Below are 19,480 nucleotides of genomic sequence, written 5' to 3'. Positions count from 1 at the left end.
CGGTCCGCGGCGGGTGGCCTGAAAACAAGGAGCGAAGATGTTGTCACCTGATGTTGATAACCTGGTGCCGCACGTGCCGTTCGATCGCCGCACTTTCCTGAAGGCGGCGATCGGCAGCGGATTTGCTGCGGCGGTGCTGCCGGTCTCGGCGCAGACCATCCATACCGACAGTGAGGGCGTCGAGGCGGGCGAAGTCGGTTTCCGATCGCAAGGTACGCTCGTGCCTGCTTACCGCGCCCAGCCGCAGGGCAAGACGGATCTGCCCGTCGTGGTTGTGCTCCACGAGGCTTTCGCCGTGAACGAACATATCGCCGATGTCTGCCGGCGCTTCGCGAAGCTCGGCTATCTTGCGATCGCCCCGGATCTGTTTTCGCGACAAGGCGATCCGAACGCCTACAAATCGATACAGCAGTTGAATGACGAGCTCTTGAGCAAGGTGCCCGACGCTTCCGTCATGGCCGATCTCGATGCAGCCGTTCAATGGGCCGGCGACCACGGCGGCGACCTGAAACGGCTCGGTGCGGTCGGGTTCTGCTGGGGCGGCAGGCAAGCGTGGCTTTTTGCCGAGCACAATCCCAAGCTGAAGGCTGTCGTCGCGTTTTATGGGTTTCTCGTCGGCAATCCAACCGATTCGAAGCCGTTTAATCCGATAGACCGGGTTGCCGATCTGCACGCGCCCGTACTTGGTCTTTACGGGCTGCAGGACAAGGGCAACCCTCAAGAGTCGATCGAGCGAATGAAGGCTTTGATCGCGCAAGGGCCGCAGGTCGCCCGCGGCTCGCAGTTCGTCGTTTATCCCGATGCTGGCCACGCGTTCTTCGCCGACTATCGGCCGAGCTACCGCAAGGCGGATGCGGAAGACGCGTGGCGCCGCACCCTCGCTTGGCTGCGTGAGCACGGCGTGGCTTAGCCCCGAGAGGGCTTTTGACTCGGCTGGCGAGTCCGCGACGAGCGGCAAGGAGTCCGCTCGCGGTTCGTGCATATAGGCCCAGGGCTAGGGCTTCGCTCCGACCGTAATCGGACGCGACGGCTCCGCGCACCACTCACTCCACGAGCCGGGGTAGAGGGCGGAGCCGTGCAAGCCCGCCACTTCCATCGCCAGTGCATTGTGGCAGGCCGTGACGCCCGAGCCGCACTGCAGAACGACATGTTCGGGCTGCGTCGCTCCGATCGCGGCCTTGAACTCGTCGCGCAGCGTATGCGCGGGCTTGAATCGCCCGTCGCCCGTCAGGTTGTCCTTGAAGAAGCGATTCACGGCGCCGGGGATGTGCCCGGCGACGGGGTCGATCGTTTCGTTTTCGCCGCGGTATCGATCCGGCGAGCGCGCATCGACGACGAGCCGCTCATGCGTCGACAGGTTTTGTTCGAGCGCGTGCGCATCGATCGTGACCGCGAGCGGCGCTCCCGCCTTGAAGTCACCCTTCACGCGGGCCGGCGTCGCCGTATCCAGCTTGTATCCGGCGCCTTGCCAGGCCTGGAGGCCGCCGTCGAGAACGGCGACCGAATCGTGTCCGAGCCAGCGCAAGAGCCACCAGAGCCGTGCGGCGTAAGCGCCGCCCTGCGCGTCATAGGCGACGACCTGCTGGTTCCGCATCAAGCCGCGCGCGGCGAGCGTATCGACGAGCGCGGTGCGCTCGGGCAGCGGGTGCCGCCCGTTCTTCCCGGTCTTTTGCCCCGACAGGTCGTGCTCGAGATGCAGGTAGTGCGCGCCGGGGATATGGCCGGCCGCATAGGCCGCAACGCCTGCGGCCGGATCGGCGAGATCGAAGCTGCAATCGAAGACGAGCACGGACTGCGGCGCGTGCTCGAGACGCTCGGCGAGATTGGTGGCCAGGATCAGCGTCGTGTAATGGGTGTGCGGCATGATGGTCCTCGTGGGGAGCGAAGGCTGAGTGATGCTCAAAGTTTAGGGCCTGTTCACGACGATTTCAGCCGATGTCGGCGCGTGTCGCCGTGCCCGCCGTTCACTGTCGCATGCTCGCACGAAAAAGCGGGCAAGAAGGAAAACCTTCTTGCCCGCCTTGCTGGGGGCGGAAGCCGCTCGCCCGATGGTCGTCAGATCGTACCGAGCTCGCGCCGCAGGAATTCGTGGAAGTGCTGCATACCGTCCTCCATCGGGCTCTGATACGGCCCAACCTGCGACTCGCCGCGCCGCATGAGCGCGAGCCGGCCGGCGTCCATGCGCTCGGCGATCTCGTCGTCCTCGCGGGCCGTTTCCATATAGGCGGCGCGCTCCGCTTCGACGAACTCGCGCTCGAAAAGGGCGATTTCCTCGGGGTAATAAAACTCGACGATGTTCGTCGTCTTGCTCGGGCCGCGCGGGATCAGCCACGACAGCACCAGCACGTGCGGATACCACTCGATCATGAGCCCGGGGTAGTAGACCATCCAAATGGCGCCGTACTCGGGCGGCTGGCCGTCCCTCATGCGCAGGACTTCATCGTGCCATTTGCGGTAGACGGGGCTGCCCGCCTTGGCGAGACCCGCATGAACGCCGACGGTCTGCACGCTGTACCAGTTGCCGAATTCCCACGTGAGATCGTCGCAATTGACGAAGCTGCCGAGGCCCGGGTGGAAAGGTACGACGTGATAGTCCTCGAGGTAGACCTCGATGAAAGTCTTCCAGTTGTAATTGCACTCGTGGACCTCGACGTGATCGAACATGTAGTCCGTGAAATCGAAGTGATTACGCGTGCCGAACTTCGCGAGATCCTTGGCCACGTCGCGTCCCCCGGCCTCGAAAAGGAGGCCGTGCCAGTTCTGCAGCTTCGTGGCGCCGAGATTCAGGCAAGGGTTGTCGGCGAAGTGCGGGGCGCCGAGCAACTCGCCGTCGAGGTTGTAGGTCCAGCGATGCAGCGGGCAGACGATGTTCTGCGTCTGGCCGCGCCCGCCCAGCATGATGGCCTGACGATGACGGCACACGTTCGAGAGCAGCTCGATCCCCGAGCGCTCGTTGCGAACGAGGACGCGGCCCTCGTTTTCGGCGGGCAGCGCAAAATAGCTCCCGACCTCGGGCACCATCAATTCGTGCCCGACGTAACGGGGACCCTTCTTGAAAAGTACTTCCAGTTCGCGCTCGAGAAGCGCTTCGTCAAAGTAAGCCGTGACTGGCAGCTGACTCGAAATTGCCTTCAGCTGCAATGCATTGCTCAGATTGGACATTCCCACTCCCGTGAAGACGTGAAAGCAGTGAACAACCCAACCATCGAAGATTCGATTTGGGGAGCCCGCGATTATACCCTTTCCCCTTTCCGTGGGGCACCTAAGTCCATGATTTGTCCGTCGATTCGACGGCAACAGGGCGTCCGGGCCCGCCGCCCAGGCGGATCCATCGGCCAAACGACGGCCTTTTTGTCTGCTGTTTTGGCGCGCGCGCAACAGTCGGATATCGGTATTGACTGGAAGCAGCTCATATTGAGTTCCCCTTCGTTACCATGTCCCTCTTGCGGCGACGCCGGGCAGGATAGTTGCGCAAACGTTGTGTTGATGCGAACGGCAAAAGGTGCCGGATGGGGCCGACTACCGGCTTTTGCCGTAGAATGTCCGACTTGTTTTTGAATTCACCCTATTTCGATGGCGAAAACCGCACCCGAGGACGCCGCCTCACCCGCACAAAGCGGGCCCGACAGCGAGGGGCCGCTACCCGAGAACTATGAAGCGGCGCTCGCGGAACTGGAGCAGCTCGTCGCTCGAATGGAGGGCGGCGCGCTGAGCCTCGAGGAGTCCCTCGCCGCATATCGGCGCGGCGCGGCGCTCGTGGCCTACTGTCAGCAACAACTGGAAAAGGTGGAGCAGCAAGTGCGCGTACTCGACGGCGAGACGTTGAAGCCTCTGCCCGCCGGCACCCCTGCCGCGGAAGGCGGAGACGACTTATGACCTTTGAAGAATGGATGCGCGCGGTGCTCGCGCGCGTCGAGGCGGCGCTCGAGCGATATCTGCCGGGCCCGCGGATCGAGCCTGCCCGGCTGCACGAAGCGATGCGCTACGCGGCGCTCGGCGGCGGCAAGCGGGTGCGGCCGCTGCTCGTGCATGCGGCCGGCGAACTGACGGGCGCGCGCGCGGCGGCCCTCGAAGCAGCCTCGGCTGCCATCGAGATGATCCACGTCTACTCGCTCGTGCACGACGATATGCCGTGTATGGACGATGACGAGCTGCGGCGCGGCAAGCCGACGGTGCACGTCCAGTACGACGAAGCCACGGCGCTGCTCGTCGGCGACGCATTGCAATCGCAGGCGTTCATCGCGCTGACCGATGCAGCGGCGTTCGACGTGCCGGCTCAGGCCGCGCTCGTGCGCGAGCTTGCGCTGGCGAGCGGGTCGCTCGGCATGGCGGGCGGCCAGGCGATCGATCTCGCGAGCGTCGGCTTGACGCTGACGCGTAGCCAGCTCGAGACAATGCATCGGATGAAAACCGGGGCGCTATTGCGCGCGGCCGTCCGGATGGGCGCGCTCGCGGGCGAGGCGCCCGATGCGGACGCGATGAGTGCGCTCGACCGCTACGCCGCGGCGATCGGGCTGGCGTTCCAGGTCGTCGACGACATTCTCGACGTGACGACGGATTCGGCAACGCTCGGCAAGACGGCGGGCAAGGACGCGAAGGACGGCAAGCCGACCTACGTGTCCATCCTCGGTCTGGAGGCGTCGCGTGCGCTCGCGGCTCAATTGCATCGCGAGGCGCACGAGGCACTAGGCTCATTCGGCGGGCGTGCGCAACGTCTCGCCGAGTTGGCGGACCTGGTGGTGAACCGGGTCAGTTGAACGCTAAGCCCGCCGCCGCGCAAATGCCACGGGGAGCGCGAGAAAAAAGCGGGCGCGTAAGTTTTCCTACAATGGAACGACGATGTACGACTTGCTCAAAACTATCGACGACCCGGCGGACCTTCGCCGTCTCGACCGTCGTCAACTGAAGCCGCTTGCCGACGAGCTGCGCGCGTTCGTGCTCGACAGCGTGTCGCAGACGGGCGGGCACTTGTCGTCCAATCTCGGCACGGTGGAGCTGACGATCGCTCTGCATTACGTGTTCGACACGCCGCACGACCGCATCGTCTGGGACGTCGGCCATCAAACGTACCCGCATAAGATTCTCACGGGGCGCCGCGATCAAATGCACACGCTTCGTCAGCGCCATGGCATTTCGGGTTTCCCGCGCCGCTCGGAATCGGAATACGACACGTTCGGCACGGCCCATTCGAGCACGTCGATCTCGGCCGCGCTCGGCATGGCGATCGCGAACAAGCTCGCGGGCGACAACCGTTTCTCGATCGCCGTCATCGGCGACGGCGCAATGACGGCCGGCATGGCGTTCGAAGCGATGAACAACGCCGGCGTCTGCGACGACGTGCCCTTGCTCGTGATCCTCAACGACAACGACATGTCGATTTCGCCGCCCGTCGGCGCACTGAACCGTCACCTCGCGCGGCTGATGTCGGGCCGTTTCTATGCCGCGGCTCGCGCGGGCGTGGAGCGCGTACTGCGCGTCGCGCCGCCGATGCTCGAGCTTGCGCGCAAGCTCGAAGAGCACGCGAAAGGGATGGTCGTGCCGGCTACGCTCTTCGAGGAGTTCGGCTTCAACTATATCGGCCCGATCGATGGACACGATCTCGATTCGCTGATCCCGACACTGCAGAACATCCGTGAGTTGCGCGGGCCGCAATTCCTTCACGTCGTGACGAAGAAGGGGCAAGGGTACAAGCTCGCAGAGGCCGATCCCGTGCTCTACCACGGCCCTGGCAAATTCAATCCGGCAGAAGGGATCAAGCCGCCCGCGGTACCGCCCAAGAAGACTTATACGCAGGTTTTCGGCGAGTGGCTTTGCGATGCGGCCGAGCTCGATTCGCGCGTGGTCGGGATCACGCCCGCGATGCGCGAGGGCTCCGGTCTTGTCGAATTCGAGAAGCGCTTCCCCGACCGCTACTATGACGTCGGCATTGCCGAGCAGCATGCGGTGACGTTCGCGGGCGGCCTGGCCGTCGAAGGCATGAAGCCCGTCGTCGCCATTTATTCGACGTTTCTGCAGCGCGCCTACGATCAGCTCATTCACGACGTGGCACTTCAGAATCTGCCCGTCGTCTTCGCGATCGACCGCGCCGGGCTCGTCGGCGCGGACGGTGCGACGCACGCGGGCGCCTACGATCTGGCCTTCCTGCGCTGCATTCCGAACATGACGGTCATGGCGCCGTCCGACGAGAACGAATGCCGCCAGATGCTCTACACGGCGCTGCAGCAGTCGAATCCGACGGCGGTGCGGTATCCGCGCGGCGCCGGCATAGGCGTCGCGACGGCCAAGCAGATGTCGGCGATTCCGGTCGGTCGTGGCGAGGTTCGTCGGCAATCGACGGCCGCCAAGGGCAACCGCATCGCCATCCTCGCGTTCGGCACGATGGTCGCGCCGTCGCTCGCGGCGGCCGAGGCGCTCAATGCGACGGTGGCCAACATGCGCTTCGTGAAGCCGATCGATGCCGCGTTGCTGCTCGAGCTTGCGCAAACCCACGATGTGCTCGTGACGGTCGAGGAAGGCTGCATCATGGGTGGCGCCGGGTCCGCTTGCGTGGAAACCCTGCTCGCCAATGGGGTTGTTCGGCCCGTACTACAATTGGGCCTCCCCGACAGCTTCATCGATCACGGCGATCCGGCCAAGTTGTTGGCGGAGTGCGGTCTCGACGGCGCGGGCATCGAAAAATCGATCCGCGCGCGTTTCGTCGAGCCTGCCGCGAAGCTTGCGCAACGCGTCGCGTAACGATGTGGCCGCCGCTTTTCGGCGGCTGCGTTCTTTCCGTAGCGTACTCATGCATGGGCCCCTCGGCCCATGTTTCGTTATATGCAGTGATCTGCATGGCCGGCGCCGATAGGTGCGCGGTATTTCTCGCCGCTGCGCCTTCAAGGACCAAAACAACCATGAATCTCATGAATTCAGCCTTCGCGATGCCCGACGTGCAAAGCTCGCCTGATACGCGGCAAATCTCCATTCAGCGTGTCGGCGTAAAAGGCGTACGTCACCCGCTCGCCGTGCGCACGGCAAACGGCGACGCGCAGGCGACGGTGGGCACCTGGAACCTCGATGTCCATCTGCCCGCCGATCAGAAGGGCACGCACATGTCGCGCTTCGTCGCGCTGCTCGAGGAAAGCAAGGCGCCGCTCGAGTCGGCCACATTGCGCGCGATGCTGGCCGCAATGCTCGCGAAGCTCGAAGCGCCGGCAGGCCGTATCGAGGTGTCGTTTCCGTACTTCGTCAGCAAGACGGCGCCCGTGTCGGGCGTCTCGAGTCTGCTCGATTACGAAGTGACGATGACGGGCGAAATGCGCGACGGGGCGCTGCGCACGTTCGTGCAGGTCCTCGTGCCGGTGACGAGCCTTTGCCCCTGCTCGAAGGAGATCTCGGAATACGGCGCTCACAATCAGCGCTCGCATGTGACGATTCGCGCCGAGCTCACGGGCGACATGTCGGCCGAGGAATTGATCAGGATTGCTGAAGATGAGGCGTCGTGCGAGCTCTGGGGGTTGCTCAAGCGCCCCGACGAGAAGTTCGTGACGGAGCGCGCTTATGAGAATCCGAAGTTCGTCGAGGATCTCGTGCGCGATGTCGCGCAGCGGCTCAACGCGGACGGGCGGATCGTCGCCTACACGCTCGAAGCCGAGAACTTCGAGTCGATCCACAACCACAGCGCTTACGCCGTGATTGAGCACGACAAGCGCCAGCCTGCCGCATAACGGGGTGCGCCGTTAGCGCGCGAGCGAGGCGAGGTCCCAGCGCGGCTTGACGGTGAACGCGTAGTCCCTGCTGGCCTGCTCGGGCCAGCGCTGCAGACGTAAAGCGCCGGCGAGCGCGATCATCGCACCGTTGTCGGTGCAAAGCGACAGGTCCGGGTAGTGCACGTCGAAGCGACGCTTTTGCGCCGCTTGCGAAAGCGCGTCGCGCAGTTGCCGGTTCGCGCCGACGCCGCCCGCCACGACGAGTCGTGTTAGATGCGTCTTCTTCAGCGCGGCGAGCGATTTGGCGACGAGGACGTCGACCGCCGCATCGACGAAACCGCGTGCGAGATCGGCCTTCGCCTGCTCGCAGACGTTCTCGCCGAGCTTCTTCACTTGCGTGAGGACGGCGGTCTTGAGTCCGCTGAAACTGAAATCGAGATCGCCTGAGTGCAGCATCGGCCGCGGCAGCTCCACGGCGCCCGGGGTGCCGTATTCGGCAAGGCGCGAGACTTCGGGGCCGCCCGGATAGCCGAGCCCCAGCAGCTTTGCCGTCTTGTCGAATGCTTCGCCGGCCGCGTCGTCGACGGTTTCGCCGAGCGTTTCGTAGATGCCGACGTCGGTCACGCGCATCAGCTGCGTATGTCCTCCCGAAACGAGCAGCGCGACGAACGGAAACGGCGGCGGTGCTTCGACGAGCAGCGGCGACAGCAAGTGTCCTTCGAGATGATGGATGCCGATCGTCGGCTTGTCCCAAGCCATGGCGAGCGCGTTGGCAACGCTCGCGCCCACGAGCAGCGCGCCGGCCAGGCCGGGGCCTTGCGTGAAGGCGATGGCGTCGACATCGGTGCCGCGCGCGCCCGCGCGCGTGAGGACCTCCTCGAGCAACGGCAGGGCGCGACGGATATGGTCGCGCGAAGCGAGCTCCGGTACGACGCCGCCGTAATCGCGATGCATCGCGATCTGCGAGTGAAGGGCGTGCGCCAGGAGACCGCGCTCGCTGTCATATAGTGCGAGACCGGTCTCGTCGCAGGAGCTTTCGATGCCGAGGACGAGCATGGTGGATGATGCAAAAGGCGGCGGGTGGTGCGATGGAGCCGACTTCCGGCGACATCCTGCGCCCGTCCAACCTTTCGAATGGAAACGGAAAATTATAACAGCGCAGCCATTGGCGGCTGGCTGTCGCCGGGAGCGAGGGCGGCTGCTGGCATTGGATCGAATCGCACCCGTCGGCTAAACATCGATCGAACACGCTACACTGCGCGCCATGGAAGACTTCGATATCGCGGTGATCGGCGCCGGTGCGGCGGGGATGATGTGTGCGGCGGTGGCGGGACAGCGCGGTCGGCGCGTCGTGCTCATCGACCATGCGGCGCGGCTTGCGGAGAAAATCCGAATTTCCGGCGGCGGCCGCTGCAACTTCACGAATCTGCAGGCGAGCCCCGCCAATTATCTGTCGGGCAACCCTCACTTTTGCCGCTCGGCGCTTGCGCGCTATACGCCGCGCGATTTCCTCTCTCTGTTGAAGGCGCATCGCGTCTCATGGCACGAGAAGCACCGCGGGCAGCTGTTCTGCGACCACTCGAGCGAAGCGATCATCGACCTGCTCAAGGCCGAATGCGACACGGGCAAGATCGCCTGGCGGCGGCCCGTGACCGTCGATGCGGTCCGTCATGCGAACGGCAGCGGGTTTGCGCTCGATACGAGCGCGGGCCCGATCGCGGCGCGCGCGCTCATCGTGGCCACGGGCGGACTGTCGATCCCGAAGATCGGCGCGACGGACTTCGCTTATCGGGTGGCCAAGCAGTTTGGGCATAAGCTCGTCGAGCCGCGTCCGGCTCTCGTGCCGTTGACCTTTTCGTCAGACGTTTGGGCGCCGTTCACGGCCCTGTCGGGCGTCTCCCTGGAAGTCGGCGTGGCGACCGGCGAAAAGAAGACTAAGGTAGCCGGGTCGTTCGTCGAAGACCTGCTTTTTACCCATCGCGGTCTATCCGGACCGGGCGTATTGCAGATTTCCAGCTACTGGCAGCCGGGCGAGCCGATCCGGATCGATTTGTTGCCCGATCGCGAGCCTGTCGCCGAATTGCTGCAGGCCAAGAGCGCAACGAAGCGCCAGATCGGCAACCTGATCGCCGAGTGGCTGCCGTCGCGCCTTGCGCACGCCTGGCTCGAAACGCAGGGGCTTTCGCCCGATGCGCGCGTGGCGGACCTTCCCGACAAGACGCTGCGCCGGCTCGGCGAGGCTTTTTCGGTATGGACGCTCGTGCCGAGCGGCACGGAGGGCTACCGCAAGGCGGAGGTGACGAAGGGCGGTGTCGATACGCGAGAGCTGTCGTCGGCCACGATGATGAGCGAGCGCGTTCCGGGGCTCTATTTCATCGGCGAAGCCGTCGACGTAACGGGCTGGCTCGGCGGCTACAATTTTCAATGGGCCTGGGCATCCGGGGTCGCGGCGGGCGAGGCCGCGGCGGAATACGCTCGCAAAACTGAGGCTTGACAGCCGCCTGGCATTAATGCAGATCGTCTGCTATACTCCCGGACCTTTGCCAAGTTTCCGTTAGGAACATGACGATCATCCGCGTTAAAGAAAACGAGCCCTTTGAAGTCGCCATGCGCCGCTTCAAGCGCACGATCGAGAAGAACGGTCTTCTGACCGAGCTTCGTGCGCGCGAGTTTTACGAAAAGCCTACGGCTGAACGCAAGCGTAAGAAAGCTGCCGCAGTGAAGCGCCATTTCAAGCGCCTGCGCAGCCAGATGTTGCCGAAGAAGTTCTACTGATAGCTCTAACGATTTAGCCGCGCCGTGCGGATCAGTCCGTGCGTCGCGCAAAAACCCGCTTGAGGTCGGATCCCAAGCGGGTTTTTGCGCTCGGTAAGCGTTTTCCTTCTGTTTCAACGCGTTCTTCGGGTGAATGATGAGTTTGAAGGATCGGATCAACGACGACATGAAGTCCGCCATGCGCGCGCGCGAATCGGAGCGTCTCGCGACGATTCGCCTGCTGCTCGCGGCGATCAAGCAACGTGAGGTCGATGAGCGTACGACGCTCGACGACACGGCCGTCACGGCCGTCATCGACAAGATGATCAAGCAGCGCAAGGACTCGATCAGCCAGTTCGAAGCCGCGGGCCGCACCGATCTCGTCGACAAGGAAACGGCCGAGCTGGCGGTTCTCGCAGGTTATATGCCGGCGCAGCTTTCGGAAGCCGAAATCGCGGCAGAAGTCCAGGCCGCCGTGGCGCAAACGGGTGCCGCCGGTCCGCAGGACATGGGCAAGGTGATGGGCGTCCTGAAGGGCAAGCTCGCAGGGCGTGCCGACATGACGGCCGTATCGGCGCTCGTCAAAGCTGCGCTCGCCAAATAGCGAAATGCGTGCTCGCGGCCGCGCGAACGCGCGGGGCGGGCTGCGCCGGCGACCCGCAACGTGATTCCGCACTCGTTTCTGCAGGACTTGCTGAACCGCGTCGACATCGTCGATGTGGTGGGCAAATACGTCCAGCTCAAGAAGGGCGGCGCGAACTTTGTCGGCTTATGTCCGTTCCACAACGAGAAAAGCCCGTCGTTTACGGTCAGTCCGACGAAGCAGTTCTATCACTGCTTCGGATGCGGTGCGCACGGCACGGCGATCGGGTTTCTGATGGATCACGCCGGCCTGGCCTTCCCGGAAGCGGTGGGCGAGCTCGCGCAATCGGTGGGGCTGACGGTGCCGCAGGAACCGGCGCCCGGGCGCGCGGGCCCGGCGGGGTCGGCCGGCGAGGCATGGCAGGCCGGCGCGGGCGTGGCGAACGCCAAGACGGCGGCTGCGCTCTCGGACCTCATGCACATTGCTTGCGACTACTACCGCAAAGCGCTGCGCGGCTCGCCCGAGGCGATCCGCTACTTGAAGAAGCGGGGGCTGACGGGCGAGATCGCGGCGCGTTTCGGGCTTGGGTTCGCCCCCGACGGGTGGCAGAACCTGGAGGCTGCTTTTCCCGACTATCGCAGCGATGCGCTCGTCGAGGCGGGACTCGTCATCGTCAGCGACAAGCTCGATAGCGAAGGCCAGCCGCGCCGCTACGACCGCTTTCGCGAACGGATCATGTTTCCGATCCGGAACGTGAAGGGACAGGTGATCGGATTCGGCGGGCGCGTGCTCGAGTCGGGAGAGCCGAAGTATTTGAATTCGCCCGAAACGCCACTATTTAGCAAGGGTAGCGAGCTTTACGGTCTTTTCGAGGCGCGACTTGCGATTCGCGAGGCGCGCTCGGTGTTGGTGGTGGAAGGTTACATGGATGTCGTCGCGCTGGCTCAGCTCGGGTTTCCGAACGCCGTTGCGACCCTCGGTACGGCTTGCACGCCGATCCACGTGCAGAAGCTGTTGCGGCAGACCGATACGGTCATCTTCAGCTTCGACGGCGACGCCGCGGGGCGGCGCGCCGCGCGGCGCGCGCTCGATGCGTGCTTGCCGCATGCGGCGGACAACCGGACGATCAAGTTTCTGTTTCTGCCGCCCGAGCACGATCCGGACAGCTTCATCCGCGAGTTCGGCAAGGAGGCGTTCGCCGAGCAGATCGAGCGAGCGACGCCGCTCTCGCAGTTCATGTTGAGCGAGGTGATTGCTGGCAAGGAATTGGACACGCCCGAAGGCCGGGCCCGCGCGCTCTTCGATGCGAAGCCGCTGCTGCAAGCGCTTCCGCCGAATGCGTTGCGCGCCCAGATCATGCACATGTTCGCGGACCGGCTCGACGTGCCGTTCGAGGAAGTGGCGGCGCTCTCCGAGGTCGATGCGCGGATCGTTGCCGCGGCTCGTTCGGCACCGGCGCGCAGGGACCGTCGGCGCGTGACGGGGATCGAGGAGCGCGCGTTGCGCAATCTGGTCATGTACCCGCGCATCGTTGCAACGTTGGACGAGGAGGCCGAGGAGAGTCTCTTCGCGCAGGCTCATGGCGAGTTGTTCGCAGAGGTGGCGACCCACGCGCGCGAATTGGGCAGTGCAGCAGAATTCCGCTTGCTGTCCGACTTGCTGCGTACGGGGGCGAACGCCTCGACCTTCGAAGAAATTTTTCGGGAAATTCTGGTCTATGATGAAAACGTGCGGGATTTGTTGCTACATAGCCCCGAAAACGACGAAGCCGCCGTCGAACAACAGCGCGAGCGAGAGCGCATCGCTGGCGAAGAACTCCAGGCGGCAATCCTGAAGATGCGCTACGACGCTTGCTGTCAACGGCTCGAGCGCTTGTCGCGGCAGTCGAGGCACACCTCGGACGAGATTGCGGAGGTCGCGGAGCTCAACCGGCAGCGGGCCGAAATGAAGCGCCGCCTTGGGCTTTGACGGGCGGGTACGGGCACGCGTGCTATAATAAAAGGTTTCCAGCGGTTTGATTTTTCAGGTTTTCTTGGCAAGAGGCGCGAAGGCAGACAGGCGAGGCGAGATAGCGATGGCAAAGACGACAGGCGCAAAGGCGACGGCGAAAACAACGGGGACGGGCAAGGCGAAGAGCGTTGCCGGCAAGGTTTCGCCGCGGACGGTGCGCAACGTGTCCGAGGCCAGAAAGGCTTCCGCGAGTGCTTTGGCGGCCGGCGGGAAATCGACGACCAAGGCGGCTGCGCGGGCTTCGGCGGCAGCGGCCGATGTGACCAAGGCGGCGAAATCATCCGCCAAACCGGAGACGAGGCCCGTCGCGAAGCAGACGGGCGCGAAAAGCGGGAGGGGCGCGGCTGCCAGGCCGGACGATTCGGCAGTGCGCGAAACCCAGGTATCCACGGTGCAACCGGCTGAAGTCCAGCAGCCGCGAGTCGAGAATATTGCCGGTACGGCGAACTCCATGACGAAAAAGCTGAACGAAGTTTCCGTCGATGACGACGCAACCCAAGCTGACGAGCAGCACGCTGCCTCGGGCAAAGCCGAAAAGGCCAAGGCGCGCGATCGTCGCGCGAAGGAGAAGGCGCTCCTGAAGGACGCGTTCGCATCGACGCAGCCCGGCACCGCCGAGGAGCTCGAAGAACGGCGTTCGAAGTTGCGCGCGCTGATCAAGCTCGGCAAGGAGCGGGGCTTCCTGACCTATGCCGAGATCAACGATCACCTGCCCGACAACTTCACGGAGACGGAGGCGATCGAGGGCATCATCAGCACGTTCAACGACATGGGCGTGGCGGTGTACGAGCAGGCGCCCGATGCCGAGACGCTGCTGCTGAACGACAACGCGCCCAACGTGGCGTCGGACGACGAGGTCGAGGAAGAGGCCGAAGTCGCGCTTTCGACGGTCGATTCCGAGTTCGGTCGCACGACCGACCCGGTGCGTATGTACATGCGCGAGATGGGTACCGTCGAGCTGCTGACGCGCGAGGGTGAGATCGAGATCGCGAAGCGGATCGAGGACGGCCTCAAGCACATGGTGATGGCGATCTCGGCGTGCCCGACGACGATTGCGGACATCCTGGCGATGGCCGAGCGTGTGGCGAACGACGAAATCCGCATCGACGAGCTCGTCGACGGCCTGATCGATCCGAATGCCGAAGATACGGACGGCTTCTCGGCTCAGGAAGCCGAAGCGATCGAGGCTGACGACGAGGAAGTCGAAGAGGAAGACGAGGAAGAAGAGGAAGAAGACGACGGCACCGCGCAGGCCACGGCCAACGCGGCGCAGCTCGAGGCGTTGAAGCGCACGTCGCTCGACAAGTTCTCGCTGATCAGCGAGTGGTTCGACAAGATGCGTCGTGCGTTCGAGAAGGAGGGCTACAAGTCGAAGTCCTACCTGAAGGCGCAGGAAACGATCCAGGACGAGCTGATGTCGATTCGCTTCACCGCGCGTACCGTCGAGCGGCTTTGCGACACGCTGCGTGCGCAGGTGGACGAAGTGCGCCAAGTCGAGCGTCAGATCCTGCATATCGTCGTCGACAAGTGCGGGATGCCGCGCGCCGAGTTCATCGCGCGTTTCCCGAGCCACGAGACCGACCTCGATTGGGCCGAGCGCATCGTTGGCGAAGGCCACCCGTACAGCGCCGTGCTGTCGCGCAACATTCCGGCGATTCGTGAGCAGCAGCAGCGGCTCATCGATTTGCAGGCGCGCGTGGTGCTGCCGCTGAAGGACCTGAAGGAAACGAACCGCCAGATGGCGGCGGGCGAGTTGAAGGCGCGTCAGGCGAAGCGCGAGATGACCGAGGCCAACCTGCGTCTCGTGATCTCGATCGCGAAGAAGTACACGAACCGCGGCTTGCAGTTCCTCGATCTGATTCAGGAAGGCAACATCGGTTTGATGAAGGCGGTGGACAAGTTCGAATATCGTCGCGGCTACAAGTTCTCGACGTATGCGACGTGGTGGATTCGCCAGGCCATTACGCGTTCGATCGCGGACCAGGCGCGCACGATCCGGATTCCGGTTCACATGATCGAGACGATCAACAAGATGAACCGTATTTCGCGGCAGATTTTGCAGGAGACCGGTCTCGAGCCGGATCCGGCGACGCTGGCCGAGAAGATGGAGATGCCGGAAGACAAGATCCGCAAGATCATGAAGATCGCGAAGGAGCCGATCTCGATGGAAACGCCGATCGGAGACGACGACGATTCGCATCTGGGCGACTTCATCGAAGATACGAACACGGTCGCACCGGCCGACGCGGCGTTGCATGCGAGCATGCGTGATGTCGTGAAGGACGTGCTCGATTCGCTGACGCCGCGCGAGGCGAAGGTGCTGCGGATGCGCTTCGGCATCGAGATGAGCACGGATCATACGCTCGAGGAAGTCGGCAAGCAGTTCGACGTGACGCGTGAGCGGATTCGCCAGATCGAGGCGAAGGCGCTGCGCAAGCTGCGCCACCCGAGCCGTTCCGACAAGTTGAAGTCGTTCCTCGAAGGAAGTTGATCGAGGCGTGCGTTTCACGCGAGACCCGGCGCCATGCCGGGTCTTTTTTTAGGTAGAATCGCGAAGTTTCGGGCCTCTAGCTCATGCTTGGTTAGAGCAGCGGACTTGATGGGTGGTGTCCTACGGCCCGCGAGGGTACGGACATCATCAAAACGGGTTGCCGTCGGGCAAGTTGACTCTGTCCTTCGGTAGAACTGCTCAAATTCGGGGAAACCTCTGTTGTCGGCTTGCCGCTCGAGTTGGCGGGCAACGTGGCGATCCCGAGCGAAGCTCTCGATCTTTCTTCGAGAGAACGTGTAGAGACTGTACGGGCAGGTCGTAAAGACAAGAGACAGTCCAGACCACAAACCCGAAAGGGGTGGCGAAAGCCATAGTGGTACGCATAATCCGTTGGTGCCGGGTTCGACTCCCGGGGGGCCCACCAAAATGTCTTCCCGGATGTTCCGAGAAAGTCTGAAAACCCGCATCGTGTAAGGCGTTGCGGGTTTTTTTATGACCGCCTTGGTCCGCGAATGTCCATTGCCAGCTACCGTCAGCTGACGGTATTTTCGACGGTATACGATAGACTGTGCTGCGCGTCCGCGAAAAAATACCGTCAGGGCCGAGACATGCCGCTTACCGACACCGCCTGCCGTCAAGCCAAAATCAAGGGCAAGCCGTACAAATTGACCGATAGTGGGGGCTTGTACCTGCTGGTCAACCAGGCGGGAAAGTATTGGCGATGGGATTACCGGTATCTCGGCAAGCGCAAGACGATGGCCTTGGGGGTTTATCCTGAGACCTCGTTGGCGAAGGCACGTGAACGCCATCGGGGAGCACGAGAGACCCTGATGGCTGGTGCAGACCCGGCACAGGCTAAGAGGGCGGTTAAGCGTCAGGCTAAACTCGCGGCGTTCCATTCGTTCGAAGCGGTGGCAACGGACTGGTTCGCAAAGCATATGGTCGGGCGCTCCGAGAGCCATAAGGAGCGCATCTGGAACCGCCTCGAGGCAGATATCTTCCCATGGCTTGGGAAGCGCCCTGTGAACGAAATTGAGGCGTCAGAAATCTTGGAGTGCTTGCGCCGCATTGAGGCGCGAGGCGCGATTGAAACGGCTGGCCGCGTGCGTTGGTCATGTAGCAAGGTGTTTCGCTATGCCATCGCCGCCGGCTTAGCGAAGAACGATCCGGCCGAACTATTGAAGGGCGCATTATCTAGACCGACGACGACGCCGTTTCCCACGATCACCGATCCGGTCGCGGTTGGTGCACTGCTCCGTGCGCTGGATGGTCTCCAAGCAACGTTGGTGGTCAGGTGTGCCGCGCGCTTAGCGCCGATAGTATTCGTGCGTCCCGGTGAACTGCGTCACGCCGAATGGAAGGAAATGGATTTGGATAAAGCCGAATGGCGTATCCCGGCGGAGAAGATGAAATCCAGGGCGACTCATGTCGTTCCATTGCCGACGCAGGCGATCGGTATCCTACGCGAACTGAAGCCGCTGACCGGCGCTGCCAAGTACGTCTTTCCAGGAGAGCGAACGCGGGAGCGGCCGATGAGTGAGAACACAATCAATGCGGCGTTGCGTCGGCTTGGATATGCCAAGGACGAATTCACGGGGCATAGCTTCCGCAAGATCGCTTCCACGCTGCTAAACGAATCGCATCTGTGGCATCGCGACGCCATAGAGCGTCAATTGGCGCACGGCGAGCGTGACGAGGTTCGAGCCGCCTATAACTATGCGGAATACCTGCCGGAACGAAAAAAGATGATGCAGTGGTGGGCGGACTACCTTGATCATCTAAAAGCTGGTGCCGATTTGATACCGACTTTGCGAGGGGCTTAGATGTTTTTTGCCCTGGAACCTCCAGACACAGCTGAGTCTCCCCCTGAGATTTCGCCTTGCAGCAGACCGCGTATAAAGTCCGCCAACGGAACGAAAAAGAGATGTTCGGATACCGAACTGGGTGTACACGGCGAAGTTCAAGGAAGCGGCCGCGCAACGAGCGAAAGACGGGCCAGGCGTGAGCGCCGTCGCCCTGGTGTTCAGCGCTTCTCGAAACGCCCGACCTTCAGTCACGATGAACTATCGGCGCAGGATGAAATGCATGTGTCATCGACGCCGACCTCGACGATCAGATTCTCAGCGTAAACCTGCCGTTGCATCCAACATACCTTCAACTCGCTTGTGCACCACTTCCGACTTTAGCTCTACACCAGCGGCGTCGATCAAACGGAAACACAAGGTAGTCGCGCACGGTGAGCGGTTCGGACTGGCCTTTGAGGCCGACTTCCGGCCACTCATTCTTTTTCGGCCAGTGTGCCGTGAGAAAAATGGTGTCCCAGATCGTCGTAAAGAACCCATAGTTTTTGTGCCGGTGATGCGCTTCCGAAGAGTGGTGAATACGGTGGAACTTATTGTCGCCGATGATGTATCGCAGCGGCCCCAGATTGATGCTCGTGCTAGAGTGAGAAAGATGGGCCTGAAAGGTAATCAGCGTCATGGCAACCGCGGGCACGACGCCAGATTCAAAGTGGATCAGCGCCAGTGGTAGTGCTACAAATACTGCGTAAACGAGTGGCTCGGAAACGTAGTGATTGCAATTCCATGCTGTCAGTTCGCGGATCGAGTGATGAGTGGCGTGCATGCGCCACAGCAATGGAACCGCATGCTGAGCGCGGTGCATCCAGTAGTAAAAGAAGTCGCCGGCAATCGCCACCGAGACAGCTGAAAGGACGGTCAAGCCCTTGTTAATGATTATGTTGTCAGAGTGAAGCAACGTGCCGAAATTGATCGTTACGAGCGGCTTAATTCCTAGCCAGCCCAAACTCACAGCGTAGAAATGCCAGATTACCGCGCCGCATCCAATGCGAATAATCCAAGTCCGCACGCCGCGAACGTATGAGGCAAAACTGTTTCGATAAGCCGGAAAGATTAGCTCGAGCGCGACGCATGCGGTAGCGAAGATCGCAATCAGTTCGAATGATTTCACATAGGACAGAGCCATCTCATTAACATCAAGAATGTGCATTTTCTTCTCCGGCGAATCGGTCAAATGCGCCAACATCAGGTCGGAGCGACCCGCGTCAACGCGGCGTCTTCTTCACGGAGCTCATGGGTCCAAAACTTATTGATTCCAACGCAGCCCGATGAATTCGGTTTGGCATCCAGATTGATATCGGCAGCAATAACATCGGATTGCATCTTGCAGGTCATGAAAAATTTCCTTTTCGGGGCGCATTCAGACGGTGATCGTATCGCCGGCACAGCGCGCACTGCAGGATGTACTATGCGACATTTCCAGAAATCGAAAAAATCAATTGTTTGGATAAGATCCATTCGTTCCACGAATGACTGCCCTGAATGACAGACTGAAGGCTCGAGCTTAAGCAGCCAATGAGGCGCGAGTCCCCAATGCTCGAGGTTCAGCGAATCGATCAGTACTACGGCCAGCAGCCACGCGTTACGCGATGTGCCGCTCAGGGTGGCGGACGAGGCTTGCACGGTCGTGCTTGGGCGCAACGGCGACAGGCAAGACGACGCGGCTCAAATGTCTCGTCGGCTTATTGCCCATCAAGGCTGGCGGGATCGCGCCGGGAGGCATCGAAACTATACGCACGCCCGCATCGGGCACCGGCTGGCCTCGGCTACGTCCCCAAGGGATGCGACAAATTTGCCCGTCTGACCGCCGATGAAAACCTCAAGAATCGGTGGTTAGCGGGCGAGCGAAGCGTCGCAACAATGTTCACGCGCCCTTGGTTCGGCTGGACATCCAGGTGGTGCGCACGGGGAAGAACTGCACACCTCCGATCGTGAACGTGCGGACTAACTAGGTCATATGCAGCACGCGTGAGTATTTCGGACGAACGTGACCGGCCGTTTCGGGATCGTGACCGACGATTTCGGCAACGTGACCGACCATTTCGGGAACGTGACCGAGCGGACCGGCAGGCAGGATTGGCGTTGCGCATGACAT

At 62.4% G+C, this 19,480-nt stretch carries 16 protein-coding genes; 11 read left to right on the top strand and 5 right to left on the bottom strand.

What is annotated here, in order from left to right:
• Positions 1-37: 37 nt before the first annotated feature.
• The gene (locus AB4Y31_RS19465; RefSeq protein WP_368675358.1) at positions 38-910 is read left to right on the top strand and encodes a dienelactone hydrolase family protein; all 873 of its coding nucleotides are present in this window, start codon (positions 38-40) and stop codon (positions 908-910) included.
• An 84-nt stretch (positions 911-994) separates the two neighbouring features.
• Here the strand turns inward: AB4Y31_RS19465 and AB4Y31_RS19460 are convergent, their stop codons facing one another.
• Together AB4Y31_RS19460 and AB4Y31_RS19455 are read right to left on the bottom strand one after the other, a co-directional pair.
• Complete coding sequence (locus AB4Y31_RS19460) at positions 995-1,864, bottom strand: sulfurtransferase (protein WP_368675357.1); 870 nt, start codon at positions 1,862-1,864, stop codon at positions 995-997.
• 191 nt (positions 1,865-2,055) lie between these two features.
• Entirely contained in the window at positions 2,056-3,162 is a 1,107-nt protein-coding gene (locus AB4Y31_RS19455; RefSeq protein ID WP_368675356.1) for an SRPBCC family protein, read from the bottom strand.
• Positions 3,163-3,573: 411 nt separating this feature from the next.
• Between AB4Y31_RS19455 and AB4Y31_RS19450 the strand changes: the two genes are divergently transcribed.
• From AB4Y31_RS19450 to folE2, 4 genes are all read left to right on the top strand, one after another.
• The gene (locus AB4Y31_RS19450; RefSeq protein ID WP_018439743.1) at positions 3,574-3,876 is read left to right on the top strand and encodes an exodeoxyribonuclease VII small subunit; all 303 of its coding nucleotides are present in this window, start codon (positions 3,574-3,576) and stop codon (positions 3,874-3,876) included.
• Positions 3,873-4,757: a polyprenyl synthetase family protein gene (locus tag AB4Y31_RS19445; protein WP_368675355.1), complete on the top strand. Its 885-nt coding sequence runs from the start codon at positions 3,873-3,875 to the stop codon at positions 4,755-4,757. Before AB4Y31_RS19450 ends, AB4Y31_RS19445 begins: the two co-directional genes overlap by 4 nt.
• Before the next feature lie 82 nt (positions 4,758-4,839).
• Positions 4,840-6,735 carry a 1-deoxy-D-xylulose-5-phosphate synthase gene (gene dxs, locus AB4Y31_RS19440; protein WP_368675354.1) on the top strand — a complete coding sequence of 632 codons (1,896 nt, stop codon included), beginning with the start codon at positions 4,840-4,842 and terminating at the stop codon, positions 6,733-6,735.
• A gap of 158 nt (positions 6,736-6,893) precedes the next feature.
• Positions 6,894-7,706, top strand: coding sequence for a GTP cyclohydrolase FolE2 (folE2, locus tag AB4Y31_RS19435; protein ID WP_368675353.1), 813 nt, complete (start codon positions 6,894-6,896; stop codon positions 7,704-7,706).
• 12 nt (positions 7,707-7,718) lie between these two features.
• Here the strand turns inward: folE2 and tsaD are convergent, their stop codons facing one another.
• Positions 7,719-8,744, bottom strand: coding sequence for a tRNA (adenosine(37)-N6)-threonylcarbamoyltransferase complex transferase subunit TsaD (gene tsaD, locus AB4Y31_RS19430; protein WP_368675352.1), 1,026 nt, complete (start codon positions 8,742-8,744; stop codon positions 7,719-7,721).
• A gap of 208 nt (positions 8,745-8,952) precedes the next feature.
• On the opposite strand from tsaD, the gene AB4Y31_RS19425 reads away from it, so the two are divergent.
• The 6 genes from AB4Y31_RS19425 to AB4Y31_RS19400 all read left to right on the top strand — a co-directional run bounded on the left by AB4Y31_RS19425 (position 8,953) and on the right by AB4Y31_RS19400 (position 17,349).
• A complete protein-coding gene (locus tag AB4Y31_RS19425) occupies positions 8,953-10,182 on the top strand; it encodes an NAD(P)/FAD-dependent oxidoreductase (RefSeq protein ID WP_368675351.1) in 1,230 nt (409 codons plus the stop codon).
• Positions 10,183-10,250: 68 nt separating this feature from the next.
• Positions 10,251-10,463, top strand: a complete 213-nt coding sequence (rpsU, locus tag AB4Y31_RS19420; protein ID WP_018439737.1) for a 30S ribosomal protein S21 — start codon at positions 10,251-10,253, stop codon at positions 10,461-10,463.
• 136 nt (positions 10,464-10,599) lie between these two features.
• The gene (locus AB4Y31_RS19415) at positions 10,600-11,046 is read left to right on the top strand and encodes a GatB/YqeY domain-containing protein (RefSeq protein WP_026229504.1); all 447 of its coding nucleotides are present in this window, start codon (positions 10,600-10,602) and stop codon (positions 11,044-11,046) included.
• A gap of 60 nt (positions 11,047-11,106) precedes the next feature.
• Entirely contained in the window at positions 11,107-12,993 is a 1,887-nt protein-coding gene (gene dnaG / locus AB4Y31_RS19410) for a DNA primase (protein WP_368675350.1), read from the top strand.
• A gap of 106 nt (positions 12,994-13,099) precedes the next feature.
• Positions 13,100-15,526, top strand: a complete 2,427-nt coding sequence (rpoD, locus tag AB4Y31_RS19405; RefSeq protein ID WP_368675349.1) for an RNA polymerase sigma factor RpoD — start codon at positions 13,100-13,102, stop codon at positions 15,524-15,526.
• A 608-nt stretch (positions 15,527-16,134) separates the two neighbouring features.
• A complete protein-coding gene (locus AB4Y31_RS19400; RefSeq protein ID WP_368675915.1) occupies positions 16,135-17,349 on the top strand; it encodes a tyrosine-type recombinase/integrase in 1,215 nt (404 codons plus the stop codon).
• Positions 17,350-17,680: 331 nt separating this feature from the next.
• On the opposite strand, the gene AB4Y31_RS19395 is transcribed toward AB4Y31_RS19400, so the two are convergent.
• Together AB4Y31_RS19395 and AB4Y31_RS19390 are read right to left on the bottom strand one after the other, a co-directional pair.
• On the bottom strand, positions 17,681-18,535 hold the full coding sequence (locus AB4Y31_RS19395; RefSeq protein ID WP_107153845.1) for a sterol desaturase family protein: 855 nt from the start codon (positions 18,533-18,535) through the stop codon (positions 17,681-17,683).
• 35 nt (positions 18,536-18,570) lie between these two features.
• The gene (locus AB4Y31_RS19390) at positions 18,571-18,720 is read right to left on the bottom strand and encodes a hypothetical protein (protein ID WP_181321973.1); all 150 of its coding nucleotides are present in this window, start codon (positions 18,718-18,720) and stop codon (positions 18,571-18,573) included.
• Positions 18,721-19,480 lie beyond the last annotated feature (760 nt).

Source organism: Trinickia sp. EG282A (assembly GCF_040965455.1).
Classification (GTDB): domain Bacteria; phylum Pseudomonadota; class Gammaproteobacteria; order Burkholderiales; family Burkholderiaceae; genus Trinickia; species Trinickia symbiotica.
Note: the sequence above shows the minus strand (reverse complement) of the source record. Positions and strands in the feature narration are given on the sequence as shown.